Origin of the sequence: uncultured Flavobacterium sp. (assembly GCF_937967675.1) — a bacterium.
In the GTDB taxonomy this organism is placed as follows: Bacteria; Bacteroidota; Bacteroidia; order Flavobacteriales; family Flavobacteriaceae; genus Flavobacterium.
This window is the reverse complement of sequence record NZ_CALBSN010000158.1, coordinates 1-12,985: the sequence shown is the minus strand read 5'-3', so window position 1 is coordinate 12,985 and position 12,985 is coordinate 1. Positions and strand designations below refer to the sequence as shown.

Genomic DNA, 12,985 nt, shown 5'->3' with positions numbered 1-12,985 from the left:
ATTATTCAATTATTAATTTATTTCCTTTTGGAATCAAAACGATACAAAAAGGCGAGGTAATTACAGCTGTAACTATTTCGCCTTTTTTTGGAACTATTTCATTTTTCTTTACCAAAATGGTTTGATTGTCATTTCTAACTGAATCTATATCAATTGAATAGCCTCCTGAGTTTTTTTGCCCCTGAAATAATACCAAAACATTTTTCGTTTTAAAATCTACTTTTAAAAAATTAGCATATTGAGATTCGTCTAATTTTAAAGATTCTATAAAATTTATGTAAGTCTCATTATCTTGAATTAAAAGATGCCCTGGTTTTTCTGAACCACCAAAATCACTTTTATGTATTATAGTGAATGAATTATCCGAAATAACTTTAGTATTACTGCATGACATTATCAAGAATAAAATGGGAAGAATTTTGATCATTATTTAGAATTTAAAGCTTTAAAATATACTTTTTCGTATAAGGGTACAATATTATGGATATCAAATAGCTTGGCTGTTTCTAAAGCATTCACTTTAAATTGGGCTAATTTATCCTCATTTTTTAACAAAGAAATAGCATCACTACTCATTTTAGCAACATCGCCAACATCACTCAAATAACCAGAAAAGTCATTTTTATTTACTTCGGGAAGTCCACCAGAATTACTCGAAATTACAGGAACACCGCAAGCCATTGCTTCTAAAGCGGCTAATCCGAAACTTTCTGTTTCTGAAGGTAATAAGAACAAATCGGAAAAACATAAAATTTTATCAATTTCATTACTATTTCCAAAGAAAATCACTTTGTTTTGAATTCCTAATTGTTCACATAATTGCTCTGCTCTTTCTTTTTCTGGACCTTCACCTACCATCATTAATTTTGATGGCACTTCTTTCTGAATTTCATAAAAAATTCTAACTATATCTTCGATACGCTTTACTTTTCTAAAATTAGAAATATGAGTTATGATTTTCTCGTCCTCATTAGCCATTAACGAACGATGGCATGGAATATTTTCTTTTAGTTTTTCTTTGTTTAATTCAATGAAATTTGGAATAACTTGGATTTCATTTGTAATATCAAATAAGCGATATGTATCGTCTTTTAAGCTTTGTGAAACGCTCGTTACCACATCCGATTTATTGATACTGAAACTTACTGCAGGCTTGTAAAATGGATGATTTCCAACTAAAGTAATATCGGTTCCGTGCAATGTTGTTACCATTGGAATATGAATACCTTCATCTGCTAACATCTGCTTTGCCATATAACCTGCATACGCATGTGGAATGGCATAATGTACATGTAAAACATCAATTTTGTACAATTTTACCATATCCACTAACTTACTCGAAAGTGCTAATTCATATGGCTGATAGTGGAACAACGGATACTCGGGAACGTGAACTTCATGATAATGCACATTCGGATTTAACAATGCCAACCGCACGGGTTGACTGTATGTAATAAAATGAATGTCGTGACCTCTTTTGGCTAATTCCAAACCCAATTCGGTGGCCACAACACCACTTCCTCCAAATGTAGGATAACAAACTATCGCAATTTTCATCTATTTAAATTTTGAAATAAAATTACCACTTCTAACGTTGGCAATTCTAAAACATTTGTTAAAAGTTATTTTTTAAAAGCCGCTTCGTAAGTAGCTATCCAATCTTGTACTGTAACTTTTTTTACTAATTCACCAATCAATTCAAACGGAATATTTTCTGGATTTTTCATGCGCAAACAGCTTTTTCCAATGTCTAATTTTTGCTTTGAATGTTTTGGATATTCGGTTACAAACCAATCGTATAATTCAGGTTTTGCATAAATTCCCATATGATAAAAATTGATGCTATTTTTCTGACTTGCAAATGACATAAATGGTAATGCTTGTTTAGGATCACAATGATATCCTTGAGGATAAATAGAATGTGGCACAACATAACCCGCCATACCATACCCCATGCCTTCTTGAAATCCTTCTGGAAGATTCTCTAAAATAACATTTCTTAATTTATGTAACGCTTCTCTTCTGTCTTCTGGAGCTTCGTTGATATATTGTTCTACTGTAGTTGCTTTTGATGTCATCTTTAATTGGTTGAATTTTATAAATTAAATTTACAATAATTAATCAACAATAGCTTCGTAAATTAATTTTTGAATATTTTCTCTAATATTTTCTTTAGATAATTTATTAGTTGCATTTGAATCTGGATATGTTCTGTTAGATAAGAAAACATAAACAATTTCTTTTTCAGGATCAGCCCAAGTCATGGTACCTGTAAATCCGGTATGCCCGAAACTTGTTAATGAAACACAACCACATGTTGGTCCTTCATTTCCTAATTGTGGTTTATCAAACCCAACTCCTCTTCTATTGCCCTCCTTACAAAAATAACAGGTATTGAACATGTTAAATGTGTTTTCAGAAATATAAGTTCTTCCACCATAAGTTCCTTTTTGAAGATACATTTGCATCACTTTAGCTACATCCAAAGCATTGGCAAACAAACCCGCATGACCTGAAATTCCACCTTGCATAGCAGCAGCCATATCATGAACATATCCTTGAATTACTTGATGTCTAAAATACGTATCATTTTCCGTTGGAATAATCAAATTAGAATTCACTTTTCGCAATGGATTGTACATAATAGAATTGGCTCCAAGTGGTTCATAAAAATTAGTATGCGCTAAATCTTCAAGCGATTTTTTATTGTGCATTTCCAAATATTCTTTAAATAGAATAAATGTAAAATCGCTGTATTTGTATTGTTTTTTTGGTAATAATTCGCTGTCCAAAATAGTTTTAACAATCGAATCATTGTAGTCTTTTCTTAAGTATAATTTATCGGCAACATGAATAGGAAATTCTTCAGAAAATTCACTTCTATAATAATGTGTACTAGGTCGGTTTAAACTGTCTAAAGTAGCTTTATAAAAAGGAATCCAAGGTTGAAAACGAGCCTGATGTGTTAACATATCTAAAACCGTTGCGTTTGCTTTATTTGAATTTTTTGCTTCTGGCAACATAGTTTTTAATTTCGTTTCTAAAGTTAAATGACCTTGATCAAATTCTTGCATGACATTAGGTAAAGTAGCAATAATTTTTGTCAAAGAAGCAATATCATATACATCGGTATTCATTACGTTTTGATTTGATTCATAGGTGTGATTTCCAAATGATTTTTGGTAAATAACTTTTCCTTTTCGAGCTACAACCACTTGAAGTCCAGGCGTCATTTTCTTAGAAATAGCATGATTAGCAATGGAATCAATTTTAGTTAAAACTTTAGAATTCATACCCACGTTTTCTGGAATTGTAAACCCTAAACGTTTTATTTCTAATGTTTCAATTCCTTCATTTACTTTGAATTCGTCATCAATTGAAACAGGCAATTTTCCTTTTGCTCCCATGGCTCCAAAAATAATTTGAGGGGCAATCGTTTGTGCAATATCATTGTTTTGATATGCCATAACTATAGTTTCAATATCTTCGAAGTTTTTCAAATTCGTAAGCGAATATGGCTTCGTAAAACAAGTTAAAATTACATCGTTTTGCTTTGCAATTTGGTTTATCCAAAGCATTTCTTTGAAATTTAAATTGTGATTTCTCCAGGCACCATCTTGCTTATGATACCCAATAATTACTTTCGTATAATCTTGCAATTGTACTAAAACAGAATCTAAATTTTTGTTTGTAATTTCACTAATTGAAGCGTAATTTCTCAAATTAGCTAAAAATGTATCTGATTTATCGTTTCCTAATTTAATGTAGGCAATTTTCTCTTTTTCAATATCGCGAATAGGAACTAATTTATCATGATTTTTGATTACTGTTACTGCGTTTTCGTATAATTTATAATTCAAAGCGTCATATTCAACTGCATTCAAATCTTGATACAAATTATCTAAAACGATTGGTTGATAGTTGTTCAAGTTCGCTTTGTATTTATACGCTAAAATCTTTTTTACCGAATACATCAAACGATCTTCTGTAATAATTCCAGCATCGAAAGCTTCTTTGAATTTTTTAATCGCAACCGGAACATTTTCCGCAAATAACAATACGTCATTTCCTGCTAAAAATGCTTCTAAATCAATATCACCAGGTTTTTTAAAATTACTTGCGCCTTTCATATTCAAGGCATCGGTAAAAATTAAACCTTCAAATTGCAATTCTTTTTTTAAGATATCTGTAACAACCGGATACGAAATGGATGTTGGATAATTTTCTCTCGGTTCTAAACTTGGCACATTCAAATGCGCCACCATAACACTAGTTAAGCCATTTTTAATCAATTCTTTATATGGAAAAAGTTCTACATCGTTCAAACGATTTCTATCGAAATTTACTATCGGTAATGTATGATGTGAATCAGTTGATGTATCACCATGACCAGGAAAATGTTTCGCTGTTGCATAAACTCCTTCATCTTGTAAACCTTTCATTAAAGCAATGGCTCTAGCGGTAACGTTTTCTTTAGTTTCTCCAAACGAACGATTGCCAATAATTGGATTTTTAGGATTTGTATTAATATCAACAACTGGAGCAAAATTGAAATGAATTCCCATTCGTTTTGATTGTTTTGCCATTTGATTTCCCGCTTTTTCAATCAATTTCATGTCTTGAACTGCTCCAAGCGTCATGTTCCAAGGATAACGATAGGTAGAATCCAATCGCATGCTTAAACCCCATTCGGCATCAATTCCGATGAACAATGGCACTTTTGATTTTGCTTGATAACGATTTGTCAACTTAGCTTGACGCACTGGTCCGCCTTGAAAGAAAATCAGACCTCCAATTTTATATTCCTCAACTAAATTATCGATGGATTTATTGTGTGCTTCATCTTTATTAGAATATGCAGCAACCATAAACAGCTGCCCAACTTTTTCTTCAAACGAAAATTGGTTGTAAATACTGTCGACCCAAACCTGTTGTGAAACTACTTTTTTAGCCGTTAAAACAGGTTTAGTTGTATTTTGGGAAAATGATATATGTATGAAAACTACCGAAAACAGTAGTGTGAGCACTCTTTGCATAAATTATAGTTTGATTTTTTAACTTAGAACTAAATCCATGCCAAAATACTACATCTTTACTTTAAAATAAAGCGTTTTAGGTTTATTTTATGAAGAAAGTTGTTAACTAGGGATTCTATTTTTTTTTACGAAGATATGAATAGACTAATCCATTAAATCAATATGACGGTCGTGGTAGCCTAACAAATACAAAACACCATCTAAACCAATGCTTGAAATAGAACTTTGTGCGTTGTCTTTTACTTTGGGTTTTGCATGAAAAGCAATTCCTAAACCAGCTAAATTTAGCATGGGTAAATCGTTAGCACCATCACCAACAGCGATTGTTTGATTGATGTGAATTCCTTCTTTTTGTGCGATTTCTTTTAAATATTCTGCTTTTTTATTTCCGTCTACAATTTCACCAATATATCCACCGGTTAGCACTCCATCTTTGATTTCTAATTCATTGGCATAAACGTAATCGATTCCTAATTCTTTTTGTAGATATTTTCCAAAATAGGTAAATCCACCTGATAAAATTGCCGTTTTGAAACCGTATGATTTTAATGTACCAATTAATCTTCTTGTACCTTTTGTGATGGGTAAATTAATAGCAACTTCTTCTAGAACTTCTTCACTTAAACCTTTTAAAAGAAGCATTCTTTGCTTGAAGCTTTCTTGAAAATCAATTTCGCCTTGCATGGCTGATTCCGTAATGGCTTTTACTTGTTCTCCAACACCCGCGAGTTCTGCTAATTCATCAATTACTTCAGTTTGGATTAGAGTGGAATCCATATCAAAGCAAACTAAACGTCTGTTTCTTCTAAAAATATTGTCTTCTTGAAAGGCAATATCTAAATTTAAGTCACTCGAAATTTGCATAAATCGTGACGTGAATTCCGATTTATTATGTATTACACCACGAATTGATAACTGAATACAAGCTCTTGGGTAATCTTCCTCTTTTATTAAAGATGCTCTACCAGTTAGTCTTTTTATAGCATCGATATTCAAATTTTTTTCAGATATTACCTTGGTTACCTCTGAAATGTGCTTAGCAGTTAATTTATCTCCTAAAAGAGTTACAATATAACGATCTTTACCTTGTAAACTTACCCAATTCTCATAATCATCAAGAGTAATTGGTGTAAACTTTGCTTTAATTCCTAATTCGTATGATTTGAACAATAAATCCTTTAATACAGCAGCAGATTTTTTTCCAGATTTGATTTGAAAAAGAATACCTAAGGATAAAGTATTGTGAATGTTAGCTTGACCTATATCCAAAATTTTTGCATCATATTCAGATAAAACAGCAGTTAGTGAAGATGTTAATCCGGGTTTGTCTTGACCTGAAATATTGAGTAAAAAAATCTCGGTATCCATTGCTAAAAAAAACGATTATGCCAACTTTCACTAGCAGGAACTTCCCAAAAATCTTGTAATTCGCCAAGTGTGTTCAATAAATTATTAAATACGATAGTATTTTCTGACACTGCTTTTTCCTTAGCCATCTTTTTAAATTCGATAAGCGGTTTAAATGCTACATGATCGCCAACTTTAAAGGTAACGTTCATTTTATCTAACAAATCTACATTATATTTTTGTTCTAAATTTTGTATAAATTGTACTGAAGCATCAATTGAACAACCTGTAGCAGTTTGTACTTCTTGGTTTACCGCAATAATAATAAAACGATTGTATCGAGTTACGAAAGAAGCTTCAAGATGCTGCCCATGTGATGTCCAATTCTCCAAAAAGAATTTTAGTTCTGTTTCAATTTCTTGAATTTCTTCATCAGAGAATTTTCTATTCGATTGATATATCCAAATTTTAGATTCTTCTGGTAAGGTATCAAATGGTACGTACATGATTATTTTTTTATTATATCAGAAATAATTTTAAACGAAATAAACTTTGCTATTTTGGCATCAAAAAGTTCCATTTCATAATAAGTAACGTCAACAAGATCTTTAACTTTTAAAACTTTATCTGTTAGTAAGAAAGAATTATCAAAATTACCTAATAAAATAAATTGATTGATTTTTCCTGAGTCTTCTTTTACTTTTAAGGATAGAAATTGATCTGATTTTATTTCAACAACACTACCTGATATTGTTAATTCATTAAAATCTGCATCAGTGTTATTTTCTTCATAGTCTAACATAAATTTGAATACGGTAGGACATTTTAAACCCATTTTTTTTCCAATGTCATATCCTAATTCTTCCATTTTTTTATCGTCTGAAACGATATCTATACCATAGTGTTTTTCTACATCTTTCTCAAAAATATTAATTCCTTCCAATAAACATATTCCAAGAGTTAACTCGAAATTATCTTTTGTAATTTCTTGTTTATTTGTGCATTCGCAAGCATTATCAGATAGTTTATCGATAAGTTCTTCTTTCGTAAGATTTTGAGAATATGAAAAACTTACAAATAGTAAAACAATGATGCATATTTTTTTTTTCATTTTATTAACCTTGAGCGTTAGCAATTATTTCAGCAATATCTAACACTTTAATATCATTTTCTTTGTGTGCAAATTTTACACCATCAGTCATCATTGTGTTACAATACGGACAACCCGTAGCTATAATATTTGGAGTAGTCTCAAGAGCATCTTGTGTTCTTAAAACATTAATTTCCATATTTCCTTTTTCAGGTTCTTTAAACATTTGGGCACCACCAGCTCCACAACACAAAGCATTATTTTTACTTCGTTTCATCTCAACAATTTGAGCATTGGTTTGTGATAATATCTCTCTAGGAGCTTGATATTCATTATTAGCTCTGCCTAAATAACAGGGGTCATGAAACGTAATACGGCTTCCTTTATATGTGTCTTTATTGAAGCTTATGCGACCTTCTTTTAAAAGTTGCTGAATAAACTGAGTATGGTGAACAACTTCATAATTCCCCCCCAAACTTGGATATTCATTTTTTAAACAATTAAATGAATGCGGATCGCAGGTTACGATTTTTTTAACTTCATATGCATTAAGCAATTCAATATTCATTAAAGCTTGCATTTGAAATAAAAACTCATTTCCAGCTCTTTTTGCGACATCACCTGTACAACTTTCTTCACTTCCTAAAACAGCAAAGTTAACATTTGCTTTATTTAATATTTTAACGAAAGCTCTAGATATTTTTTTTGCTCTGTCATCGAAACTACCAGCAGAACCTACCCAAAATAAAATTTCAGGTTGTTTTCCTTCGGCCATCATTTGGGCCATTGTTGGTACAATTAAATTTTCAGACATATTATATACTATTTAAGATAGTTAATGTAAAATTATTCGTTAACCCAATTTAATCGATCCATTTGATTATAAGGCCAAGGCGCACCATTGTTTTCAATATTACTCATCATATTGTTTAATTCCATTGGAGCAGCACTTTGTTCCATTACCAAATAACGACGCATATCGATAATAATTGATAACGGACTAATATTAATTGGACATTCTTCCACACAAGCATTACAAGTTGTACAAGCCCATAATTCTTCTGTAGTAATGTAATCGTTTAATAATGATTTTCCATCATCCACAAAAACTCCTTTATTCAAATCAATATTTCTTCCAACTTCCTCTAGACGATCACGAGTATCCATCATAATCTTACGCGGCGATAATTTTTTACCTGTTTGGTTCGCTGGACAAGATGAAGTACAACGGCCACACTCGGTACAACTGTAAGCGTTTAATAACTGCACCCAATTTAAATCTTGAACATCTGAAGCACCAAACTTAGCTGGCACAGCATCAGGATTTGCTGGCGCTGCAAACGGATCTGCATTTGGATCCATCATTAATTTTACTTCGTTTGTAACGCTTTCTAAATTATTTAATTTCCCTTTCGCATTTAAATCTGCAAAGTACGTATTTGGGAAAGCTAATAAAATATGTAAATGTTTAGAGAAATATAAATAGTTTAAGAAAACTAAAATTCCGGCAATGTGTAACCACCAAGCGGCTCTTTCAATAACTACTACTAATCCTTCACTCATTCCGTTGAACATTGGTGCAATGAATTGAGAAATTGGAAAACTTCCTGCTTGATTATAATGACCTATTCCTAAATTTTGCAAATGGAAATCAGCTGCATTCATTACTAAGAATAATGTCATTAAAACAACTTCAAAATACAAAATGTAATTGGCATCGTTTCTTGGTTTACCATCTAAATCTGAACTTTCAAAACGACCTAATTTGGTTACGTTTCTTCTAATCCAAAATATGATTACTGCAACTAAAACTAAAAATGCTAAAATTTCAAATGAGCCAATTAATACATCATAAAATCCGCCCATGAACGATAAAACACGGTGTGTTCCAAAAAGTCCGTCGATAATAATTTCGATAACTTCGATATTAATAATTACGAAACCTACATAAACCACAATATGTAAAAATCCTGCAATTGGACGCTTTACCATTTTAGATTGACCTAAAGCAACCATAGTCATATTCTTCCAACGTTCAGAAGCATTATCACTTCGATTTACATCTTGACCTAATTTGATATTACGAATTAGTTTTTTTACATTAATTGCAAAATAACCAATACCCGCTCCTAAAAGCAATGCGAATAAAATATTATCTAGAAAACCCATTGTTTATAATTTATTTTTTAATTGTGTCATTAACTGGCGCTACATAAGGTTTATTTTTCTTACCAAAAAGAGAAACATTAACGTAACGTGTTGGATTTAAGCGAAGATCTTGAAGCAATAACTCTAATTCTTTCGAAGTCTTAGTAAAATTATTGTACATAGCATCATCTTTCACTAATTTACCAACGGTTCCGTTACCTTTTTCTATTTCAGACATAATTTTCTCTACACTTGCTAATGTTTTTTCTAAATTTTTAACTGTTTGACCTAAGTTAGCTTTTGCAAGTGAATCAGAAATTTTAGAAAAATTAGCAGACGTTTTATCTAAATTAGTCATTGCTGAATTGATTTTCAATTTGTTCTCAGCAAGCATTTCATTTACATTTTTAGATACTACACTGAATTCAGAAAGTGTTTTATTCAATTCAGCTATACTGTTCTTAATATTTTTCTTTGTACTAGCATCCAAAACGTCATTAATATTAGATATCATGGCATCCGCGTTATCCAATAGTTTTTGGACTTTATATTGAAGTGGTTCTAATTGTTGTGCCAAGGCATCAGTAATACCTAGTTTACTACTAGCTTTTAAATAGTCACCAGATTTAATGTAATTTTTATCTTGGAAATTTGGCTTAATAGCAATTTGCCTTCCTCCTACTAGACCAGAATCGTATATTTCAGCAATACTAGATTTTGATATGGGAAAATCAGTAGTAATTTGCATTTCAACCAATAACTTACCATCTGATTGAATATTAATTGAATTAACTTTCCCAATTGCCAATCCATTTAATGTTACTGGTGCAGAATCTACAAGCCCAGCTACATTATCATAGACAACATAAATTCTAGTACTACTACTAAATAGGTCTTTTCCTTTTAAAAAATTATATCCCCAAATAAACAATAATATCGATACGATAACGAGGATGGCGGTTTTGATTTCTCTTGTTAGTTTCAAAGCTTAATAATTTTTAACAAAATTAAACTTTTATTTTATTTAATTGCATCGGAAAGGCTTATTTTTATTCCATCTTTATAAGCAACAATAAAAGCTGTTGAGTAACCTTTTTGTTTTGCAATTTCTAGTTTCTGTTTGGCAGTATCATAACTTTTTTCTGAACCATAAAAGTATTTAAATAAACTGCCTGTTGATTCTACTGAAATTGGAGTTAAACCCTTGAAATTTGATGGAAAAGTATCTAGTTCATTAACACTAGCTGCTATTTGAATTTTAAAAATTATTCCTTTTTCTGAAATTTTTTCCACAGTTTTTTTTGGAATCTCTTTTTTGATAATTTCTATTTCTTCTTTGTTGTCTTCTGGTATATTTGATTTTACATTGTCATTATTTGAAGGATTAAAAAATTCGTTTTTATAATCCATAATGGCTCCTGCTATAGCTTCGGCCAACTGCTCTTGTCCTTCAATTGAATTCAAGAATTCTCCTTCTTCTTTATTAGATACAAAGCCCATTTCAATTAGTACTCTTGGCATTGATATTTGTCTTAAAACTAAGAATCCAGCTTGTTTAACTCCTCTGTTTTTATTTTGAGTTTTTTTCATGAAGAACTCTTGAACCCTTCCTGCTAATTCAATGCTTTGATCTAAATGTTCTTCTTGAAGAATTGAAATACCGATTACTGATTCTGGTGAATTTGGATCAAAACCATCATATTTAATTTTGTAATCCTTTTCTAAAGTAACTACTTCATTTTCGTTTTTTGCTACTTCTAAATTAGAGGTATTTCTTGTTATTCCCATAACAAAGGTTTCATTTCCAGATGCAGCAAGGTTTTTATTAGCATTACAATGTATAGAAACAAAAATATTTCCTTTCGCTTTATTTGCAATATTTGCACGCTGTTGTAATTCAATAAAAACGTCCGTTTTTCTAGTGTAAATAATTTCAATTTCAGAATCTTTTTCTAATAATGAACCTACTTGTAAAACTGTTTTTAAAGCAATATTTTTCTCGATATTTCCATGGTATACTGCACCATAATCTTTACCTCCATGACCAGCATCAAGAATTACTTTGAATTTTTGACTTTGACTATAAATCGTAAAAACATTGAATAGTGCAAGAGTAAAAAAAAATCCTTTAAACATATGAAATGAATTATTAATTTGTTACAGTTACAATAAAAGCAGATGCATATCCTTTTTTCTTAGCTTCTTCTAATTTCATTTTGCATGCATTGTAATCATTTTCTTCACCGTAAAAATATTTGTAAATTTTTCTTTCTTTTTGAACAGTTATTCCTTTCAAACCTTTAAAATTAGAGGGTTTTGTATCTATTTTATTAGGACTTGCCGAAATTTGAACCTTATAAAAAGTTTTATTTAATTTTGAGTTTTCTTGGACTTTATCAGTTGTAATTTTAGGATTATTTACAGTTCTATTTGAAATTATAGATTCTGGTTCAATAACATCATTACCATTAAAAAAATTACTTTTGTATTTTAAAATTGCATTGGTAATTGATTTCGACATTTCTTCCTTTCCTTTATCTGAATCTAAATACCTAGCTTCGTCAGGATGTGAAACAAAACCTAATTCAATCAAAACACCTGGCATAACTGTTGCATCCAAAACCCAAAGAGGTTGTTGATGAACACCTTTGTCCTTTCTATTTAATTCATCACGAAATTGATTTTGAATCAAAGTTGCTAATTCTATGCTTTGTAATAAAGATTCTTCTTGAATTATTTTTAAACCAATTAACGTTTCCGGATTATTGGGGTCAAACCCTTTATATTTTGTTTTATAGTCCGTTTCTTGAAAAATTACAGCATTTTCTGTTTTTGCAATTTCTAAATTAGTCCCTGTTCTTGACATCCCCATTACCAATGTCATGGCACCAATTGGGTTTCCAGATTTAACAGAGTTACAATGAACCGAAATGAACAAATTAGCTTTAGCTTTATTTGCTATATTTGCTCTTTCTCTTAATTCAACAAAAACATCAGTTTTTCTTGTATATACTACTTCAATCTCATTATTCTTTTCTAAGATTTTACCAATTTTTAGCACAACATCTAAAACAACATCTTTTTCTTTAACACCGTTTTTTACTGCTCCAGGATCTTTTCCTCCATGACCGGCATCTAAAACTACTTTAAATTTACTGCTATTTTGAGCAAATCCAATATTAAACGTTAAGAATAAGAGCAATAAAAATAAATAATTTGTATTTTTTGTTAATGGCATAAAACAATTGCTAGGTTTATAAGTTATAATTTTATTAAAACATTATTTTTGCAAAAAAATATATGTAAGTTTGACACTTCAAAAAGTGAGCCAAATTTTTACAAAAATACTATTAAAAGCATTGCA

The 12,985-nt window shown here is 30.7% G+C and carries 12 protein-coding genes; all 12 read right to left on the bottom strand.

Annotated features, from left to right (window positions below; translation table 11 throughout):
• Position 1: 1 nt before the first annotated feature.
• Positions 2-427, bottom strand: coding sequence for a protease complex subunit PrcB family protein (locus Q0075_RS10405; RefSeq protein WP_291109631.1), 426 nt, complete (start codon positions 425-427; stop codon positions 2-4).
• Positions 427-1,557, bottom strand: a complete 1,131-nt coding sequence (gene bshA, locus Q0075_RS10400) for an N-acetyl-alpha-D-glucosaminyl L-malate synthase BshA (RefSeq protein ID WP_291109629.1) — start codon at positions 1,555-1,557, stop codon at positions 427-429. Before bshA ends, Q0075_RS10405 begins: the two co-directional genes overlap by 1 nt.
• Before the next feature lie 65 nt (positions 1,558-1,622).
• Entirely contained in the window at positions 1,623-2,078 is a 456-nt protein-coding gene (locus Q0075_RS10395; RefSeq protein WP_297869449.1) for a DUF1801 domain-containing protein, read from the bottom strand.
• A 39-nt stretch (positions 2,079-2,117) separates the two neighbouring features.
• Positions 2,118-5,036 carry a glycoside hydrolase family 3 N-terminal domain-containing protein gene (locus Q0075_RS10390; protein ID WP_297869448.1) on the bottom strand — a complete coding sequence of 973 codons (2,919 nt, stop codon included), beginning with the start codon at positions 5,034-5,036 and terminating at the stop codon, positions 2,118-2,120.
• A gap of 144 nt (positions 5,037-5,180) precedes the next feature.
• A complete protein-coding gene (serB, locus tag Q0075_RS10385; RefSeq protein ID WP_297869447.1) occupies positions 5,181-6,404 on the bottom strand; it encodes a phosphoserine phosphatase SerB in 1,224 nt (407 codons plus the stop codon).
• 2 nt (positions 6,405-6,406) lie between these two features.
• Complete coding sequence (locus Q0075_RS10380) at positions 6,407-6,889, bottom strand: ABC transporter ATPase (protein ID WP_291109621.1); 483 nt, start codon at positions 6,887-6,889, stop codon at positions 6,407-6,409.
• Positions 6,890-6,891: 2 nt separating this feature from the next.
• Entirely contained in the window at positions 6,892-7,494 is a 603-nt protein-coding gene (locus Q0075_RS10375; protein WP_297869446.1) for a hypothetical protein, read from the bottom strand.
• A 4-nt stretch (positions 7,495-7,498) separates the two neighbouring features.
• Positions 7,499-8,287: a (Fe-S)-binding protein gene (locus Q0075_RS10370; RefSeq protein WP_297869445.1), complete on the bottom strand. Its 789-nt coding sequence runs from the start codon at positions 8,285-8,287 to the stop codon at positions 7,499-7,501.
• Between the two features lie 32 nt (positions 8,288-8,319).
• On the bottom strand, positions 8,320-9,642 hold the full coding sequence (locus Q0075_RS10365) for a (Fe-S)-binding protein (protein ID WP_291109615.1): 1,323 nt from the start codon (positions 9,640-9,642) through the stop codon (positions 8,320-8,322).
• A gap of 10 nt (positions 9,643-9,652) precedes the next feature.
• Positions 9,653-10,606: an MlaD family protein gene (locus tag Q0075_RS10360; protein WP_297869444.1), complete on the bottom strand. Its 954-nt coding sequence runs from the start codon at positions 10,604-10,606 to the stop codon at positions 9,653-9,655.
• 35 nt (positions 10,607-10,641) lie between these two features.
• The gene (locus tag Q0075_RS10355; RefSeq protein WP_297869443.1) at positions 10,642-11,757 is read right to left on the bottom strand and encodes an N-acetylmuramoyl-L-alanine amidase; all 1,116 of its coding nucleotides are present in this window, start codon (positions 11,755-11,757) and stop codon (positions 10,642-10,644) included.
• A gap of 13 nt (positions 11,758-11,770) precedes the next feature.
• Positions 11,771-12,859, bottom strand: coding sequence for an N-acetylmuramoyl-L-alanine amidase (locus tag Q0075_RS10350; RefSeq protein WP_297869442.1), 1,089 nt, complete (start codon positions 12,857-12,859; stop codon positions 11,771-11,773).
• Positions 12,860-12,985: the final 126 nt, after the last annotated feature.

Bases quoted from the DNA above. Each gene is read 5' to 3' on its own strand.
- Q0075_RS10405 (WP_291109631.1), bottom strand. From the start codon at position 427: ATGATCAAAATTCTTCCCATTTTATTCTTGATAATGTCATGCAGTAAT.
- Q0075_RS10375 (WP_297869446.1), bottom strand. From the start codon at position 7,494: ATGAAAAAAAAAATATGCATCATTGTTTTACTATTTGTAAGTTTTTCA.
- Q0075_RS10355 (WP_297869443.1), bottom strand. From the start codon at position 11,757: ATGTTTAAAGGATTTTTTTTTACTCTTGCACTATTCAATGTTTTTACG.
- Q0075_RS10365 (WP_291109615.1), bottom strand. From the start codon at position 9,642: ATGGGTTTTCTAGATAATATTTTATTCGCATTGCTTTTAGGAGCGGGT.
- Q0075_RS10370 (WP_297869445.1), bottom strand. From the start codon at position 8,287: ATGTCTGAAAATTTAATTGTACCAACAATGGCCCAAATGATGGCCGAA.
- Q0075_RS10380 (WP_291109621.1), bottom strand. From the start codon at position 6,889: ATGTACGTACCATTTGATACCTTACCAGAAGAATCTAAAATTTGGATA.
- bshA (WP_291109629.1), bottom strand. From the start codon at position 1,557: ATGAAAATTGCGATAGTTTGTTATCCTACATTTGGAGGAAGTGGTGTT.
- Q0075_RS10390 (WP_297869448.1), bottom strand. From the start codon at position 5,036: ATGCAAAGAGTGCTCACACTACTGTTTTCGGTAGTTTTCATACATATA.
- Q0075_RS10350 (WP_297869442.1), bottom strand. From the start codon at position 12,859: ATGCCATTAACAAAAAATACAAATTATTTATTTTTATTGCTCTTATTC.
- serB (WP_297869447.1), bottom strand. From the start codon at position 6,404: ATGGATACCGAGATTTTTTTACTCAATATTTCAGGTCAAGACAAACCC.
- Q0075_RS10395 (WP_297869449.1), bottom strand. From the start codon at position 2,078: ATGACATCAAAAGCAACTACAGTAGAACAATATATCAACGAAGCTCCA.